General features: G+C 54.2%; 17 protein-coding genes. 6 read left to right on the forward strand and 11 right to left on the reverse strand.

The annotated features are described in order from the left end of the window. Positions 1 to 1232: molecular chaperone HtpG (gene htpG / locus IK012_RS03835; protein WP_290950757.1), on the reverse strand; the 1232-nt coding region annotated here is incomplete at its 3' end. A gap of 140 nt (positions 1233 to 1372) precedes the next feature. Continuing rightward, positions 1373 to 2350 (reverse strand): KamA family radical SAM protein, encoded by a 978-nt coding sequence (locus tag IK012_RS03840; protein ID WP_290950760.1) that lies wholly within the window; start codon positions 2348 to 2350, stop codon positions 1373 to 1375. A gap of 41 nt (positions 2351 to 2391) precedes the next feature. On the opposite strand from IK012_RS03840, the gene efp reads away from it, so the two are divergent. From efp to IK012_RS03855, 3 genes are all read left to right on the forward strand, one after another. After that, positions 2392 to 2976: an elongation factor P gene (efp, locus tag IK012_RS03845; protein WP_290950763.1), complete on the forward strand. Its 585-nt coding sequence runs from the start codon at positions 2392 to 2394 to the stop codon at positions 2974 to 2976. Between the two features lie 339 nt (positions 2977 to 3315). Next, on the forward strand, positions 3316 to 4155 hold the full coding sequence (locus IK012_RS03850) for a fibrobacter succinogenes major paralogous domain-containing protein (protein WP_290950766.1): 840 nt from the start codon (positions 3316 to 3318) through the stop codon (positions 4153 to 4155). A 101-nt stretch (positions 4156 to 4256) separates the two neighbouring features. Next, the gene (locus IK012_RS03855) at positions 4257 to 5666 is read left to right on the forward strand and encodes a fibrobacter succinogenes major paralogous domain-containing protein (protein WP_290950769.1); all 1410 of its coding nucleotides are present in this window, start codon (positions 4257 to 4259) and stop codon (positions 5664 to 5666) included. 227 nt (positions 5667 to 5893) lie between these two features. Here IK012_RS03855 and IK012_RS03860 read toward each other — a convergent pair whose 3' ends face one another. The 3 genes from IK012_RS03860 to IK012_RS03870 all read right to left on the reverse strand — a co-directional run bounded on the left by IK012_RS03860 (position 5894) and on the right by IK012_RS03870 (position 8281). Beyond that, positions 5894 to 6724 (reverse strand): hypothetical protein, encoded by an 831-nt coding sequence (locus IK012_RS03860; RefSeq protein WP_290950773.1) that lies wholly within the window; start codon positions 6722 to 6724, stop codon positions 5894 to 5896. A 15-nt stretch (positions 6725 to 6739) separates the two neighbouring features. Continuing rightward, positions 6740 to 7714 carry a hypothetical protein gene (locus IK012_RS03865; protein ID WP_290950775.1) on the reverse strand — a complete coding sequence of 325 codons (975 nt, stop codon included), beginning with the start codon at positions 7712 to 7714 and terminating at the stop codon, positions 6740 to 6742. 144 nt (positions 7715 to 7858) lie between these two features. Then, positions 7859 to 8281 (reverse strand): hypothetical protein, encoded by a 423-nt coding sequence (locus IK012_RS03870; protein ID WP_290950777.1) that lies wholly within the window; start codon positions 8279 to 8281, stop codon positions 7859 to 7861. 224 nt (positions 8282 to 8505) lie between these two features. On the opposite strand from IK012_RS03870, the gene thiL reads away from it, so the two are divergent. The 3 genes from thiL to IK012_RS03885 are packed head-to-tail and all read left to right on the forward strand — an operon-like array spanning position 8506 to position 12416. Then, positions 8506 to 9489 (forward strand): thiamine-phosphate kinase, encoded by a 984-nt coding sequence (gene thiL / locus IK012_RS03875; protein WP_290950781.1) that lies wholly within the window; start codon positions 8506 to 8508, stop codon positions 9487 to 9489. A gap of 8 nt (positions 9490 to 9497) precedes the next feature. Further along, a complete protein-coding gene (locus IK012_RS03880; protein WP_290950784.1) occupies positions 9498 to 11420 on the forward strand; it encodes a GspE/PulE family protein in 1923 nt (640 codons plus the stop codon). Between the two features lie 57 nt (positions 11421 to 11477). Then, entirely contained in the window at positions 11478 to 12416 is a 939-nt protein-coding gene (locus IK012_RS03885; protein ID WP_290950786.1) for a UDP-glucuronic acid decarboxylase family protein, read from the forward strand. Here IK012_RS03885 and nth read toward each other — a convergent pair. The 6 genes from nth to IK012_RS03915 form a co-directional block, all read right to left on the reverse strand. Continuing rightward, positions 12413 to 13033 carry an endonuclease III gene (gene nth, locus IK012_RS03890; protein WP_290950789.1) on the reverse strand — a complete coding sequence of 207 codons (621 nt, stop codon included), beginning with the start codon at positions 13031 to 13033 and terminating at the stop codon, positions 12413 to 12415. The genes IK012_RS03885 and nth overlap by 4 nt on opposite strands. A 28-nt stretch (positions 13034 to 13061) precedes the next feature. Then, complete coding sequence (gene cysE, locus IK012_RS03895; RefSeq protein WP_173383249.1) at positions 13062 to 13850, reverse strand: serine O-acetyltransferase; 789 nt, start codon at positions 13848 to 13850, stop codon at positions 13062 to 13064. 267 nt (positions 13851 to 14117) lie between these two features. Next, a complete protein-coding gene (locus IK012_RS03900; RefSeq protein ID WP_290950794.1) occupies positions 14118 to 15476 on the reverse strand; it encodes a phosphotransferase in 1359 nt (452 codons plus the stop codon). A gap of 19 nt (positions 15477 to 15495) precedes the next feature. Then, positions 15496 to 15855 (reverse strand): hypothetical protein, encoded by a 360-nt coding sequence (locus IK012_RS03905; protein ID WP_173383247.1) that lies wholly within the window; start codon positions 15853 to 15855, stop codon positions 15496 to 15498. Positions 15856 to 15865: 10 nt separating this feature from the next. Further along, positions 15866 to 16006: a hypothetical protein gene (locus IK012_RS03910; RefSeq protein ID WP_173342944.1), complete on the reverse strand. Its 141-nt coding sequence runs from the start codon at positions 16004 to 16006 to the stop codon at positions 15866 to 15868. A gap of 232 nt (positions 16007 to 16238) precedes the next feature. Then, the gene (locus IK012_RS03915; protein ID WP_290950801.1) at positions 16239 to 17018 is read right to left on the reverse strand and encodes a nitrilase-related carbon-nitrogen hydrolase; all 780 of its coding nucleotides are present in this window, start codon (positions 17016 to 17018) and stop codon (positions 16239 to 16241) included. Positions 17019 to 17084 lie beyond the last annotated feature (66 nt).

Raw genomic sequence — 17084 nt, forward strand, 5'->3', positions numbered from 1 at the left:
CCTTCCGTCTTGGTGCTTTCGAAGCGGAGCAACTTCTTGAGTTCGTCAAGATGTTCCCAGTTCATGTAGAAGCCTTCCTTCAGCACCATGCCGAGTTCGCGCCACCAGGCGTTGTACTTGGCGCTGTCCTTATCGGCCATGTTCTGCAGGGAGTCGAGCACCTTCTTGATCACGTGCTTGCGAATGTTGGTGATGATCTTGTTGTTCTGCAAGATTTCACGGGACACGTTCAACGGCAAGTCTTCGCTATCCACCACGCCGCGCACAAAGCGGAGCCAAGGCGGCAGCAGGTCCTTGCAGTCGTCCATGATAAAGACCTTCTTCACGTAGAGCTTGAGGCCATGCAAGGCGTCGTTGTGCCAGATGTTGAACGGAGCCTTGGATGGAATGTAGACGAGGCTCCAGAATTCCTGGGAACCTTCGGCGTGGCTGTGGCTCCAGGCGGCCGGTTCGTCGGCTTCGTGGCTGATGACGTTGTAGAAGTCCTTGTACTGTTCTTCGGTGACTTCCTTTTCGCTCTGGCGCCACAGGGCCTGCTTTTCGTTCAAACGTTCTTCGGGCTTGTTCTCAATTTCGCCCTTGTCGTTCTTCGTCGGTTCCGGGTGGAAGTAGATGCCGTAAGAGACAAAGCCGCTGTACTTCTGCACGATGTCCTTGATTTTCCATTCGCTCGCGAAGTCTTCGGCGTCCTCGTCGTCCTTCAGGTACAATGTAATCTTGGTGCCGACCTTGTCGAGCGGGGCTTCGGAAATCTCGAAGTCGCCGGTGCCTTCGGAGGCCCACAGGTAACCCTGCGTTTCGCCGGCCTTGAGCGTGAGGACTTCGACCTTCTTCGCGACCATGAACACGGAGTAGAAACCCACACCGAACTGGCCGATGAGATCGACGCTGCCCTTGTCGCCTTCCTTGAGGTTCTTGATAAAGTTCTTGGTGCCGCTACGGGCGATGGTACCCAGGCAGTTGATCAGGTCTTCCTTGTTCATGCCGATACCGTTGTCTTCCACAACGATACGCTTGCCTTCCTTGTTCACCGAGATATCGATGCGGAGCTGTGTGCCCACGGGCAAAAGTTCTGCGTTCGAGAGCGAAAGGAAACGGCGCTTGTCCAGCGCATCCGCCGCATTCGAAACGAGTTCGCGGAGGAAGATTTCCTTGTTGCTGTAAAGGGAGTTGATCATCAAGTTCAGCATGTCGCGAACTTCGGTCTGGAATTCCATCTTCTCTGTTGCCATTATTTATCTCCGTTTGCGTTAAAATTTGAAGCAAGAAACGCAACAAATGTTTCAAAATGAAACAAAACGTGCGCCTCCGCTATGCTTTCGCGGAGTATATTGCAATAACCGTGCCAATGTTGGCCGGTTGCTGGGAATGGCTAGAATATCGGCGTCTTGCTTTTTTCGCCGGCGATTTCGCGGACGAGTTTCGGCACGAGGTAGCCGGGCAGGCGCTTGCGGATTTCGGCAATAAGCGAGAGCGCTGTTTCGTCGCTGGCCTCGAAGTGCGCGACTCCGTTCGCATGGTCCAGCTGGTGCAGGTAGTAGGGGAGGACTCCCTGCATGAACAACCTGCGGCTCAGGGATTCCAGCGTTTTCGCGTTGTCGTTTACGCCCTTCAATAGCACGCTCTGGTTCAAAAGCGTCCAGCCGGAAAATTTAAGTTGTCCGAAAACGACCTGCGATTCTTCGTCGAGTTCGTCCGGGTGGTCCACGTGCGATACGAGCACGCATTCGAAGCGTGCGGACAGTTCTCGCAAGAGTTCGAAGTGCTGCATTACGAGGTCGGGCCGCATTACGGGGAGCCTCGTGTGGATGCGGAGCGTGGTGACCGAGCCGTGCATGGCGATAGCTTCCACGAGGTCGCGGAACTTCCCTGGACTTAGGGTGAGCGGGTCGCCGCCCGAAAGGATTACTTCCCAGATATCGCTATGCGTGTCGAGCCAGTCGCTTACCTGTTTGGCCACGTCGGGATTGCTCTGGAAGGGATAGTTCTTGCGGAAACAGAAGCGGCAACGGGCACCGCAGGTTGCGGTCGAGACAATCAGCGCCCGTCGGTCGTACTTCTGGATGACGCAATCCGCCTTGCCCGCGGGCAGGTCACCCACCGGGTCGTCTACGAATCCGGGAACGTTCGCGAGTTCGTCGCGGGTTGGCAAAATTTCGCGTAGCAGGGCTTCGGGCTCGCTGGCCTTCTTGATGAGGTCGGCGTAGTGCTTCGAGCAAAGGAAAGGAAACTTGGGGCTCAGGTCCAGTTTGTCGGGTGTGGCTGCGTTTGCGATGGCTTCCGCACATCCTGTGCCCAGATACTCTAAAAATTCGGGAATTTGCGTGAAAACTTTTTCGGCGTCGTCCATTATATTGCTAAATTTAGAATCAAAATCAACAAGAGGATAATATGGGTACTGTAAGCACCAACGAATTCCGCAAGAAACTCAAGATTATGGTTGACGGTCAGCCGTACGAAATCATCGAAAACCAGTTCGTGAAGCCGGGTAAGGGCCAGGCCTTTAACCGCGTTCGCATCAAGAACCTGGTGACCGGCCGTACGCTCGAACGTACCTGGAAGAGCGGTGACACTGTCGAAGAAGCCGACGTGACCTACACCGAAATGACTTACCTTTACAACGACGGTTCTACCTGGTACTTCCTGGACAACACCACTCAGGAAACCATGGAAATCTCCAAGGAAGCTCTCAATGGCTGCGAAGTCTGGCTCCTTGACGGCGCTACCGTCGAAGTGACCTGGTGGAAGGACCCGAAGACGGGCTCTACCCTCCCGATCGAAGTTATCCCGCCGACCTTCGTCGACCTCATGATCGTTGAAGCTCCTCCGGCAGTTCAGGGCAACACCAGCGGTAACGTGATGCGCGAAGCCATCCTCGAAACCGGCGCCAAGGTGATGATCCCGCTGTTCATCGAGAACAACACCAAGATCCGCGTGGATACCCGCGACGGTTCTTACCTCGAACGCGCAAAATAAGACCGCTCGTTCGTCGTTTCGGGTGCGGAACCTCCGGTTCCTCACTCGCTCTCGCAACCACGCTCGGTTAATACCGAGCGTTTGTTGCTCACGGTAATTTTAGCGTGTCATCCTGGAGCGCGTAGCGCGATAGGATCCATACAAATTTCGCCTCGTCCTTACGACGAGGCTTTTTGACGCCTACGGTGTCCGCTCTTGCGTTCGGTCATATCGGCAAACAAGTTTGCCGCCGCGACTCTCACTTGAGGGCTTTTCTTATATTTTATGCAGGTAATAGGAGGAAACATGATGCTTTTTCGGTGTCATCCTGGAAGGAGCCGTAGGCGACTGATAGGATCCATGGCGTTTCTTTGTGCCGCGATGTTTGTCGCTTGCGGTGACGACGACGGCGATTTCGCGACTCGTCCTTCGGACGGTTCGTCTTCGAGCGTGTGCAAGGACTGCGATGACGAGTCTTCGTCCAGCGTCACACCGAAGTCGAGCGATAGCGAGACAAGCGTGTCCAGTAGCAGCACTAAGTCTAGCAGCAGCTCGGAATATATAAGGGTGCCATGTAATGTCGAGACAGATGAGAACTGCTTTAAGGATGACCGCGATGGTCAGACATACAAGACTGTGAAGATTGGCGATCAGGTATGGATGGCGGAGAACCTTAACTACGAAACGGATAATAGTTTCTGCTACAACGATTCTGCCGAGTATTGTGAAAAGTACGGGCGCCTTTACACATGGGCCGCGGCGATGGACAGTGCGGGCATATGGAGCACGAACGGCAAGGGCTGCGGCTATGGCAAGAAATGTGATGTCGATTCGACGGACTCAGCGACCTTGGTGCGTGGAGTTTGTCCTGAAGGTTGGCATTTGCCTTCGCATACGGAATGGTATATCCTGTTCATGGCGGTGCGCGCATCGATCGCCGGAACAGAACTCAAGTCCACGTCCGGTTGGTACGACAATGGCAACGGCACGGATGATTTCGGGTTCTCGGCGCTCCCTGCTGGCCTCATGCATGGTGTTGGGCATTACTACGACGAGGGCGACTTCGCCTACTTCTGGAGTTCTACAGAGGGCGGTGGCGACTACGCGTACGACATGTACTTGTTCAGCGACTACAACGATGCGCGCCTGGGCGACGACTACAAGGACCACGGATTTTCAGTCCGTTGCCTCAAGGACTAATTTTAGGAGGAAGTATGTTTAGAATGTCATTGCACAAGTGCATGACTCGGCGGCTCAGCCATGCCAGTCTTGTAAACAGACTGTCGCGGCATTCGCCTTGTATGTCATTGCGAGGGCGAGTAACGACCGCGGCAATTTCTTGCCTGCTTTTCCTCGTAGCCTGTGGCGGCGACAGCAGCTCATCTAAGGGTACTGAACCTGCAGAAGTGTCTGACATTATCGTGGATTCGTTTGATGATCTGCTGGTTTGTAGCGACAAACGTGAAGGCGCAACAGCTTATGTGAAGGACAAAAAGACCGCCTACGTCTGCAAAAACGGCGATTGGGTTGTTGATGATGACGAATTTTCTTCATCTAGCGTAATGGACGAAACATCCTCCTCTTCACGCCATTGCGAGGACTGCAAGGACGAAACAACCTCTAGCAGCAGTACAAACAAGACGAATTCTTCCTCGAGTGCTGTCAAAGGCTCCAGCAGTAGCATTGACTCGGCGAAATCCTCCTCTTCCGTCACTCTGAGTTCTTCGTCCTCTGACATAAACGTCATCGAGGAATCTGGTAGTAGCGCAGATTCGTTGAATTTATTCTCCAGCGATAGCGGGGAATCCAGCAGTAGCTCTTCCAGCAGCAGTGACAATCTTCTTCCGCCGCCACTCAGCTCTTCCTCCGTCATTCCGAGCAGTAGCGAAGAATCCAGTAGCAGTATAGACTTGGTGCAATCCTCTTCCAGCGTCAAGGATGAATCCTCCTCTTCCGTCATTCCTGGCACCGACCCGGAATCTAGCAGTTCGTCTGTTGAGCTGAGTTGTTCTGCGCTTTTAGAAGGAATAGACGGCTGGAGCTGGGATATTCCTAAGAAATGTCGCTTCAATTTGGATATAACCTACGGCATCATGACAGACACCCGCGACGGACAAACCTACAAGACCGTAAAGATTGGCGACCAGACGTGGATGGCCGAAAACCTGAACTATGCCGATAGCGCGAAGACCCCGAGCCTGTTGAAGCGCAGCTGGTGCTTTAACAAAGTTGCTGCCAATTGCGCCGTGGCAGGACGCCTTTACACCTGGGCGGCGGCGATTGATTCGGTGAGGCTCGCAACCGATGCAGAAAACCCGCAGGACTGCGGTTACGGCAAGACCTGTACGCTCCCGGCAACGGTCCAGGGCATTTGCCCCGACGGCTGGCACTTACCGACTCGAGAGGAATGGAACACCTTGTTTACCGAGGTGGGCGGAGAATCGACAGCAGGCGAAATTCTCAAGTCGCAGACGGGCTGGTATGACAACGGCAACGGTACGGATGGCGTGGGCTTTTCTGCGTTGCCTGCCGGCCGCAGGTACAATGGCAAATTCGACCAAGATGGTGAATGCGCCAACTTCTGGGGTGCCTTTGAGTTCAGTAGCGGCAACAGCGCATACCGCTTGCACTTGTACTACAACCTCAAGGACTATCGCATGCTCAACGACAACAAGCGCGACGGGGCTTCAGTTCGTTGTCTAAAGGACTAGCTACATTTAATGCAACGATTCGTGTGATGAAGTGATGGATCCTTCGACGCGATGCCTAGCGGCATCTTGCTCCTACGAACCTAACTCAACTAAGGCAACAGAGTTGCCAAGTTTCGTATAGCTCAGGATGACACGACCGTTCTGAAGACCCGAGCGACTTCGTCCGGGTTGTCGCTTTTTAGCCAGGTGAACGTCTCTGTGCCGCGCTCGCTCCTGCCGAAGTTTTTTTAACGAGCTATCCTGATGGTAAAATCGAAGTTGTGGCTTGTGGTGATGAGGTTGTCGTCATCATCAGAATCATATTTGCCGAAGGCGTAACTGAACACAAAGCCGGTTTTCCATCGCCTGTTGAACCAGTAGTCGTAACCCACTTCAATACGGGCAAAGGTGTTGCTGAAACTATCTATAGAGGGATTGTTAAAGTAGTAGGTGTAATCAATTAAGTAATTTCCTTTCTTGTGTTCTTGTACCTTTTGGACGGCGCCACCAACGCAAAGTCCTAAATATAGGCCGTAAAGATTGCTTTCTTTGTCCTGGAATGGATAAATTTCTGCACCGAGCCCTAATAGGCTCCTCATGCTCATTACGTCAGCATTTGTTTCTTTCTTATCGTTGGAGGAACTTTCGAAGGTCCCATATCCGATGCCGAGTCCAAAAGCTCCATAAATAGAGATTCTGTTGGCGAAGTAATAACCGAACCGGTTTTCGTTGTAAGGAAGAGATTGTCCGCTAAATGTATGAATTGTTTTTTTGTTATGCCAATCGTTTTCGGTATTGCTTAATGATGCGATGCCGATTGAGAATCCTATTGAAAAATAGAATCCCCGGCGGGCGTGGTAGTTGATGTCATTTGTTAACTGTTTGAGTTGTTCTGAGGTTAATGCCATGCTGCTGTCGGCGACGGCTTCAGGCTGCTCCTGTTTGTCTTTCCAAATAAAAGTTGAATCTTTAATCCCTTTGGCGGCTCGATCATTTTCGACATACGCGCCCATATCCCAGGCATATGCATGAGCTGCAAAAATAAGTGCTAAAAACGAGAGGGAAAAAAACTTCTTCATCAGTATTTCCCCTTTTTATTTTATTGCTTCCCTAAATACCCTTGCGACTTCGTCCGGGTTGTCGCTCTTGAGCCAACTGAGCGTTTCGGTGCCGCGGTAGCTCCAGGCGAAGATGTTGTCGATGCCGGCCTGGCGACTTTCCTCGACAGCGATGGCGAGGTCGTTCTCGCGGCCCGCTTCTATCTGGTAGGCCTTCACCCACATTTGCGTCGCCTTCCCGTAGCGTGCGGCGACATCCGTGAGTTTGCGTGCCGTTTCCGCGTATTTTTCTCGGACCCATTCCTCGGTGGCGCCGCGTTCCCAGTACGGGTCGGACGCCACTTCGTCTACGCTTGCAAGGCCAGCGACTTTGCCCCAGTCGTCGAGACCTGCGGGGAACCACGGCGGCAGCATGCACACGCAGTTCCGCTTCCCGCGGGCGTGCACGTCTTCTGTCATTTCTTTCAAGAAGTCGATGAGGCTGTCCTCGCGGAATTTCTGCACGTCTTCAGTGAGTTCCGCGGGCATCTCGTAGCCGAACCTGGCGCGGAATTTTTCGCGGCACTTTTCGCACCGGCAGCTCCAGTTTTGGAGCCCGCCCTTCTCGAAATAAAAGTGCGGCTCGTCCCAGAAAATCGTGTCGACCTTCGTCGCGCAGACGGATTCAATCCAGCGGTGCATGTAGGCTCGGAATTCGGGATGGTTCGGGCAGGCGGCGACTTTCGGCTTGCCGTCGAGCGCCACCTGGCACAAGTCGTGGTTCCTTGCCGATAGTTCGGAATATGCTTCACCGCCAAAGACGCGGCCCACTCCCCAAGGGTTCACGTAGACTTTCAGGCCCATGTCTGCAGACGCATCCACGATTTCTTTCATGGTGCCGTAATAGTACTGCTGGTCTTCTTCGCTCCATGTGTGGAGTACTGCGTTGAAGCCAGCCGCCTTGATGTCGGCCATGTCGGCCAAAACGTGCTTGGGCGTGCGCACGCCAAAGTAACTTACACCCTTAATCATGCGTAAAATTTAATATTTAAGTTGTTAGTTCCTAGTTACTAGTTTCTAGAATTTCTGGTATCAAGAAGCTTCTTGTAATCGGAAATACTAGTAACTAAAAACTTAGAACTAGGAACTCAGGACTGGGAACTGTCGCGTAAGCGGCTAGTCTTCCGCCCACTGCGGGGTCGGAGTCTTGCGGAGCACTTGCTCGAGCGTCTCGCGCCATTCGTCTTCGTCGAGCGGGCGGCGGATCCAGTAGAGGCTGTTGTCGCGGTCGTTCTGGATGGGCATGGAATCGGGAACGATTTCTACGATCCACGATTCGGGAATGCTGCTGTGGAGGCGCTTGCTGAACGCGAGGTTCACTTCGGTGGGGCGTTCGGCGTGGTCGAAGATGATGAGGGACGGAGTTTCGCCTACGATGAGCGCCGTTTCGAGAATTCCGGTAGCTTCTTCGACGGAATTGCTGGTGTACATCGTGCAGTCTTCCGCCATGTCGTTCTCGAGCAACCAGCGGAGAGTCCACTGACTCATCCGGTCAAGGCTTCCCGGCGAAGACGGCGAAATGAAGAAAATGTGTCCCATGGCCTAAAAGATAGGTATTTATTGGAGAGTGTGAATAGATTTTTTACCTTATTTTCAGAATTTATTTTCAACCCCACAAATATCGCCAACTTATCCACCACTTGTCGCCATGTTGTTTTTTCGGGGCCTGTTTCTCGGGTGTCTCTGCGAAAGGAATAAACCGCCTTTGTGCTTTTTATCACGGCATGTTTGTGCCTGGGGGAGGACTTATTTAAATTTATAGTATGTTCCCGGATCTAGGCGAATTCAGTTTTATCGATTCCTTGTTGAAGAAGTCCCTCCCGTTGGGGGCGGAGCCTCCCGTATACAGGGGCTGGCTTCCCGTGGGCGATGACTGCGCCATGTTCGATGGCTGGCTCGTGACCAAGGACCTCTCTGTCGAAGGGACGCATTTCCGCATGGACTGGTCGACTCCGGAGCAGGCGGTAGAAAAGCACATAGTGAGCAACGTGTCGGACATCTCCGCGATGGGCGGTGTCGCTAAACTCGCGATTTCGGGCATCTGCATCAACAAGTCGTGGGACGAACAGACCCGCAAGCGCATCGGCGATGCTGTCGCCGAGGGCTTCGCGAAGCGGGGGATTGCGCTTGTCGGGGGCGATACTGTCGCTGCCGCTTGCGGAATGCTTTCTACGACCCTGCTGGGCACGCTCGGTGCGCAGTCCCCCCTCATGCGCTCGGGCGCATGTGTCGGCGACGGCGTGTATGTCGCGGGTACGCTCGGGAAATCTGCCGCAGGGCTCTGGCTTTTGATGAACCACCCGGAGGCGCGGTCCGAATTCCCCGCGCTGGTCGATTACCATCTCGCCCCGTCGATAGACGAACGTTGCGGCTCGAAATTGCTCGAAATGGGCGTGCGCGGGGCCTGTATGGACATAAGCGACGGCCTTTCCTCGGAACTGAACCACCTCGCGCTTTCTTCGGGAGTTGCTATCGAAATTGAGGAACGATACATCCCGGTCGACCCCGAAGTTGAGCGGTTATGTGTGCGCTATGGCCTTGATCCTCTTGATTTTGCGTTAAATGGCGGCGAAGAATACGAACTGCTTTTCACCGATTCTGTCAAAAATGATATATTTCAAAGAAAAGATGCCCTGCCGGGCGGCGTGTATAGGATCGGAACCGTAGTCGATGGTTCTTGCGTCCGTATGCGTTGCCGTGACGGGGAGGAAAGGTATGTTAAAGCACAGGCTTGGTCTCATTTATGATAAATAACGTGAAATTAAACTTGGGCGAGCTACTGCTCCGTCAGCATGTGCTCGATGAAGACCGGTTGGCGCACGCCATCTCGGAACACAAGCGCACGGGCCTCTCGCTTGCGAAGGTGCTTGTACGCCTGCAGATGGTGTCCGAAGACACCCTCACCAGCATCCTCGGTGTGCAGATGCAGTCCGCCACCAAGATGCGTATCGGTGAAATGCTCCTTGCGCAGGGCTACATTACGCAGGACCAGCTCAACAAGGCCCTCGAGACGCAGAAGACTACGGGCAAGCGTCTGGGCCGCACTCTCGTGGAGCTCGGGTTCATGCCCGAAGAACGTCTGGTCGAAATCCTGTCGCGCCAGTTCGAAGTTCCCTACGTGAAGCTGGAGAACTTCTCGATAGACAACGACGCCTATAGCTACCTGCCCGAAGAAATGTGCAAGCAGTACAAGGTGGTGCCGCTGTTCATCTCGAAGTCCGATGACGACCGCAGGACGATGCGTGAAGCGCTCACGCTCGCGATGACCGACCCGACCAACATGCGCGTTATCCAGATAGTGAAGTTCAAGGTCAAGATGGACGTGGACGTCGTGATGGCGTCCGAAGCGGACGTCATGAAGGCTATCGAGCGCGTGTATGCAGGCCACGGCCCGCAAGAAGAATCTCTTGCCGAACTTATCGGTGAAAGCAGGGACGGCGAAGAACTCGAAACCGTCGAACGCGGCCAGGGCGGCAACGACGAGCCCGAACTTTCCGACGAAGAAGGCCGTGCGGTGGTGAAAATCGTGACGACGCTTATTCACGAAGCCATTGCCCGCCACGCTTCCGATATTCACCTGGAGCCGCAGGAAACCTTCCTCAAGCTCCGTTACCGTATCGACGGTGACCTGCAGGTGATGGCCCCGATTCCCGCGCGCCTCATGCCGCAGATCCTTTCGCGTATCAAGCTTTTGTCCAAGATGGACATCGCCGAAAAGCGTAAACCTTTGGACGGCCGCTTTACGGTGCGTTACAAGGGCTCCGAAGTTGACCTTCGTGTGAGCTCGTTCCCGATTTCTCTGCGCAAGCGCGGCGTTTGCGAAAAAATCGTTATGCGTATTTTGGACCCGAACTCGGGTCAGTTCCCGCTGAAGGACATGGGCTTCGACCCGCGCGTGCTCAAGCAGTTTATCGACGCGATTAACGCTCCTAACGGTATTGTGCTGGTGACCGGTCCTACCGGTTCCGGTAAGTCTACCACGCTTTATGCTTCTATTCGAGAAATTTTGGATTCCACGATCAACATCTCTACGATGGAAGACCCTGTGGAACTTAATATTGACGGTGTGAACCAGGGACAGATCAACAACGCCGCAGGCTTTACCTTCGCGGCGGGCATCCGCGCCTTGCTGCGTCAGGACCCGGACGTCATCATGATCGGTGAAATGCGTGACCAGGAAACTTCGTCGATGGCTATCGAAGCCGCTCTGACGGGTCACTTGGTCTTCAGTACGTTGCATACAAACGATGCCGCCGGTTCGTTCCCGCGTTTGCTGGAAATGGGCCTGGAACCGTTCCTTGTTTCTACCGCCATCAAGGGCATTCTTGCACAGCGCCTTGTGCGCCGCATTTGCAAGTTCTGCAAGGAGCCCGTGGAAATTTCCGATTCCCTGCGCGAAGAGCTGCACCTTTCTCCGGATATGCAGTTCTACCACGGCAAGGGCTGCGACAAGTGCGACGGCTCGGGCTACAAGGGACGTTGCGGTATTTACGAGTTCCTCGTTCCGAACGAATCCGTGCGTAACCTGGTCATCAAGCGTGCTTCCGGCGACGAAATCAAGCGTTGCGCCATGAAGGAATGCGACATGATTACGCTGCGTATGGACGGCATCAATAAGGCGCTGCAGGGCCTTACCACGCTTGAACAGGCGGTGGGCGCTTCTGCTCCGGACGATTGATGAATTCGCGATAAACGATAATCGAAAAATGATTGGCTATAGACAAAAGAGGATGCGATGCGTTGCTTAGTTACTGGTGGTGCGGGCTTTTTAGGAAGTCACCTTTGTGAACGGCTTTTGAACGATGGTCACGAGGTGATTTGCCTTGACAACTATTTTACGGGCCGCATGGCGAATGTTGCCCACCTGCGCGATAACAGGAACTTCGAACTCATCCGCCACGACGTGACGGAACCAATTCTCCTCGAAGTGGATCGCATCTTCAACCTCGCGTGCCCCGCGAGCCCCATCCATTACCAGTTCAATCCGGTAAAGACCATCAAGACGAGCGTGATGGGCGCCATCAATATGCTCGGCATGGCGAAGCGCGTGAAGGCCCGCATTTTGCAGGCGTCGACCAGCGAAGTCTACGGCGACCCGGCGGTACACCCGCAGACGGAAGACTACTGGGGAAACGTGAATCCCATCGGTATCCGTAGCTGCTACGACGAAGGCAAGCGCGTTGCTGAAACCCTGTTCATGGATTACCACAGGCAGAACAACGTGGACATCCGCATCGTGCGCATATTCAATACGTACGGCCCGCGCATGCTCATGAACGACGGCCGCGTGGTATCGAACTTTATAGTGCAGGCGCTCAAGGGCGACGACATTACGATTTACGGCGACGGCAGCCAGACGCGCAGTTTCTGCTATGTGGACGACCTCATTGAAGGTTTTGTGCGCATGATGAACCAGAACAAGATTATCGGACCCGTGAACATCGGGAACCCCGGTGAATTCACGATGCTGGAACTTGCGAAGGAAGTGCTCGACCTGACAGGTTCAAAGAGCAAGATCGTGTACAAGCCGCTGCCCGGTGACGATCCGAAGATGCGCCGCCCGAATATCGACTTGGCCAAGAGCGCTCTCGGCTGGGAACCGACAATCCCGCTGCGCCAAGGTCTTGAAAAGACAATCTGCTACTTCGACGAATTGCTGAAAAATAACGGCTAGCGCCCTACGATGCTGCAAATCGGGCATTCCTCGGGCTTGTGCCCGCGGGCCTTGCAGTACGTGCGACCGAAGTAGATGATTTGCAGGTGGCGCTTTTCCCATTCGCTTTCGGGGAAGACCTTTTTGAGGTCTTTTTCCGTCTGTTCAACGGAACTGCCGTCGGAGAGTCCCCAGCGCATCGCGAGCCTGTGGATGTGCGTGTCGACGGGGAAGGCGGGAATTTTGAAGATATGGCTCATCACGACGCTCGCCGTCTTGTGGCCCACGCCGGGGAGCGCTTCAAGTTCTTCGAACGATTGCGGGACCTCGCCGCCAAACTTTTCGACGAGTTCCTTGGAAAGGTTGTAGATGTTCACGCTCTTGGTGTTGAAGAAACCGCACGGCTTGATGATTTCGGCGATGCGTTCGACGCCGAGCTTGACCATCTTTTTCGGGGTATCTGCCGCCTTGAACAGAACCTTGGTCACATGGTTTACGCGGATGTCGGTGCATTGCGCGCTGAGCACTACCGCGACAAGCATCGTGTAGGCGCTGGTGTAGTCCAGCGGTATGGGCGGATTCGGAAAGAGTTCGTCCAGCTTTTCGCCGATAAACTTGATTTTGTCAGAACGCTTCATGCGGCCTCAGTTGCGTGGGCAATCAGGCTTAGTCGCAGTCGCGCGTGAAGTCCTGCTGCATGTTGAAACTCGGCATTTCGTCGGTCGGGTGGCCGACTTCGACGGCGGGGACGCCTGCGTATGTCGTGTGCGGAGGCACGTCGCAAAGCACGACAGCGCCCGCACCAATCTTGGCGCAGTCACCGATGTGGATGTTGCCGAGCAGCTGGGCGTGTGCACCGAGCATTACGCCGTTGCCGATTTTCGGGTGACGGTCGCCGACTTCATTGCCGGTACCACCGAGCGTCACGCCGTGCAAAAAGCTCACGTTGTTCCCGACGATAGCGGTTTCGCCGATGACGATGTTCGTCGCATGGTCAATCAGGAGCCCGTGTCCGATTTTGGCGGCCGGGTGGATATCCATGCCGAACTTGCGGCTTACGATGTTCTGGAGCATCTTCGCGGGGAAGGGGCGGTTTTCTGTCCAGAGGGCGTGCGCTACGCGGTAGGCCTGCAGGCCTTGGAATCCCTTGAACAGCAGGAGCGGCTCGAGGTAGCTGGTGCAGGCGGGGTCGCGCAATACGGTCGCGTTCAGGTCCTTGCAGGCGGAAACGAGCAGTTCGGGGTACTTGACGTAGAGGGCGCTGAACATTTTCTCGAGTTCCGCGCGGTCGATAACTTCACCCGCGAGCTGACAGGCTAGCGTTACGGAAAGCATGTCGGCAAAGTTCTTGCGGTTCAAAACCTGCTCTTCGAGCATGAGCTTCGAGAGCGGCTCAGATTCAGAAAGCGTGGTGGCCTCGTCGCGGAGGCGCTTTTCCATTTCATCTACGGTCATACCGCAACCAAATATAGAAATTTGCTTGGCGCTTTATGTTAAAGCAGGCTTAAAATGATGCGGGAGGGGCCCAAGCTCGGAGTTGCGAAGGCCGCACGGGCCCCTCCCTGCACCCTCCCCATCCTTGGCCGACGCCTTCCACTTATAAGACCGTTTGTTTCCGGTATGAAATTTTTTTATGTCAGATCTGAAAAAGTATATCTCTGGAAAAGATATTTGCTTGGCGCTTTATGTTAAAGCAGGCTTAAAATGATGCGGGAGGGGGAATTAGGAAAGTTCGAGCAGGGCGCGGGCGGGGATGCGGAACCAGTCGGGGCGGAATTCGAGTTCGTAGCAGGCTTCGTAGACTGCTTTTGCGAGAATGTACGGGGCTGCGGCCTGCCTGATTTCGCTGGCATCCAAGTGCGCGGCATTTGCGTAGCCTTCGAGGAAGGCGCGTTCGCAGGGGGCGGAATCTTGCCCGCTGACGGCGCTTGCGTATTGGAAACTGCGTAGCATGCCGGCGATATCGACAAGCGGTGAACGCACCGCCCTGCGGTAATCCAGTGCGCGGGTGGGTTCGCCCTCGAAATCGAGTATCTTGAATGTCGGAGCATTCCTAGCTTGCGAACCGTCACCGTCGGAAACGAGCACCTGTCCCAGGTGATAATCCCCGTGAATGCGCTGCGGGGCGAGCGGCGTGTCTGCCGTGCTGAATGAGTTTGCCGCAATTTCGCGGAGGCGCGGGAGGTTCGCTGCGACATTTTGCAGAGTTTCGCGTATGTTATGTCCGCGCATGCTATGCTCGTTCGCATCTTGCGCCCCGGTGGCATCGCGCCCTCCGGAGGGCTGCTCGCAATTTGCCGCGCTGTTTATGGCGTTCCGGATAAGAGTCTCCAGCTTGTCGAAAGGGATTTCCGGCGCTTGCGGGCTCGTTCCTGCGAGGCCTTTCAATGCGCGGTGCATTTCCGCGGTCGCTTCGCCGAGTCTGCGTGCTGCCTTCACGAAAGTTTCCTGTGCTGCCTTCACGAGCGGTTCTTGGGGTTGTGCGCCTTGCGTAAAGAACGCCCATGCGTCCTGCATGCCGGATACGCGTTCTTCGAGGATGCCAAGCGCATATTCGTTGCCCGCGGGGTCAATGTACTTGCACGAACCATAAAAATGCGGCATGGCGCTGAAACGTGTCTTTTCCAGGTGCTCGAGGATTTCGACTTCGGGATGCACGCCCGGTTGCAATCTGCGGTAGAGTTTGAAGAACAGCCGGTCGCTTGCGAATGCGGAATTGCTCTGTTCCGCATCGAGCGGGCGGATTGCCGAGAGATTTTTCTGAAGGTCGCCTTCCGCGCAACCTTCCGGCGCATTTACAGTGAAATCGCGGATGCGTTCGAAAACGATTTCTCCGGCACCGGCGTTAAACCGGGTTCTTGGCGCGGAGAATGCGGCTTCGAGAATGCCGCCGATGCAATTTTCGTTCTCGATGATTGCGTATAAATCGGGGCTGCGGTTTTCGCCGGTATCAAAAGATACGCGCACAATGGCGATGGCGTTTCCGGCGATGCTTGCGCGGGCCACTTCCGTGACGAAATCAATTTTCCCGCCTTTGCCCATGAACCAGCGCTTGTTGGCGATGTCCCGCATGTTGTCCATGTGCGGAATAATAGCAATATTACTTGCGGTTCGTCAGCGTGGGGAAATATCCCTGTTGGCGCAAGGTCGCAAGGATTTTCAGCTTGCTTGCGGTCGGTTCTTTTCCGATGCCGTCGAGCACGAATTGCGGTATGCGCTTTTGCGGCCTGAACTGCTGCGGCAAATCGCGGTAGTCACCCAGTTGCCATAGGTAGAGCATCTTGCCGATGAATTCGTCCCAGGGGAATACGTCGTCCTTGGTCAGCATGAACCGTGCCGGCTTCTTGTAATCGAGAGAATCGAGGAGCAGCGAACCGTCCTTGTAGCATGCAAAAAGCGCAGCCTGCCTCTCCGTCATCTGGGTTGCGGGCTGCGCGGGAATAGTAAGAATAAGCGACATCGTGCTCGGACTAAGCGGCAAGAACTTCGCGCTGGATCTGCGTGTACTGGTAGCTCGAAATGGAGGTAATTCTCAGTACCAGGTCGCGTGTGAGCCCCGCCTTTATGAGGGCCCTAACATAGTTCATCTTATTCATGTCGGGTGTTGTCATGGGAGCCTCTTGGAGGGTGTTTAACATCATTTTGATATTAAAAACATAGTATTTTTTTACGAAAATGGGAGGGCTATTTTGGGCCCTTTTGCAAGTTTGTATAAATGCTCACATGCGCATAAAAATGTTGATGATACTATGGCATTGATTGGTAAGGAGTTACACAAATTGTATTCCAGAACGGAATATTACGGGCTGGATTTTTGACGTGATGCGCGTCACGCAAAGAACATCAGATATTTTCAAGAACAGGGAATTCTTTGCGGTAGTCATCCAGGGAATCTTTGCCGATACGCGCGAAAATGACGCATTCTTCGTTTTCGCATGCCTCCGCGACGACTTCACCGAACGGGTTAATTATTTGTGAATTACCTGTGTAGTTTCTGTCGCTAGAAACGCAGTTGACTCCGGCGACGAATGCCTGGTTCTCTATGGCGCGCGCTTTGAGGAGCGTGTTCCAGTGCTGTACGCGTTTGCTCGGCCATGCCGCTTGTACGGTGAAAAGATTCGCGCCTTTCTTGACGGCGTCCCTGTAGATTTCCGGAAAGCGCAGGTCGAAGCATACGGTCGGCGCAATCTGCCATTCCTTTATTTTGAATAAACTAACATCACTTCCGCCGATGAATTTCCCTTGCTCCATAAAGAAGGGTTTCCGCTTGTCGTAACAGGCGAATTCGCTTGCGCTATCTGCGGTGTATACGCTGGTGTGGTTTGTTAGTTTATTCGGGCAACCGGCTATACCGGATCCCATTACGGTGCATCCTGTCTGCTGCGCGAGCCTGTGCAAAAACAGTGCGGTTTCGCCGGTACTTGCAGACGAAAAATCTTCCGCCGCTTTTTCGGGATGGAGCGGCAAGTAGCCCGTGGCGAACATTTCGGAGAGAACGATCAGGCCCTTTACCGGGTCGTCGGCATCTTTCCGGATATCGCGCGTGAGCGCCTCGACTTTCGCGAAGTTCTTAGCCTTGTCGTTTGCGGCGACTTCCATTTGGACCAGAAAGATGTCTAGCATAATGCAAGAAATATAAATTTTGGCGGCCCTTGTTGCAAAATCTGCATCCGAAGCCCTATTGAAAAT

Origin of the sequence: Fibrobacter sp. (genome assembly GCF_017551775.1) — a bacterium.
In the GTDB taxonomy this organism is placed as follows: Bacteria; Fibrobacterota; Fibrobacteria; order Fibrobacterales; family Fibrobacteraceae; genus Fibrobacter.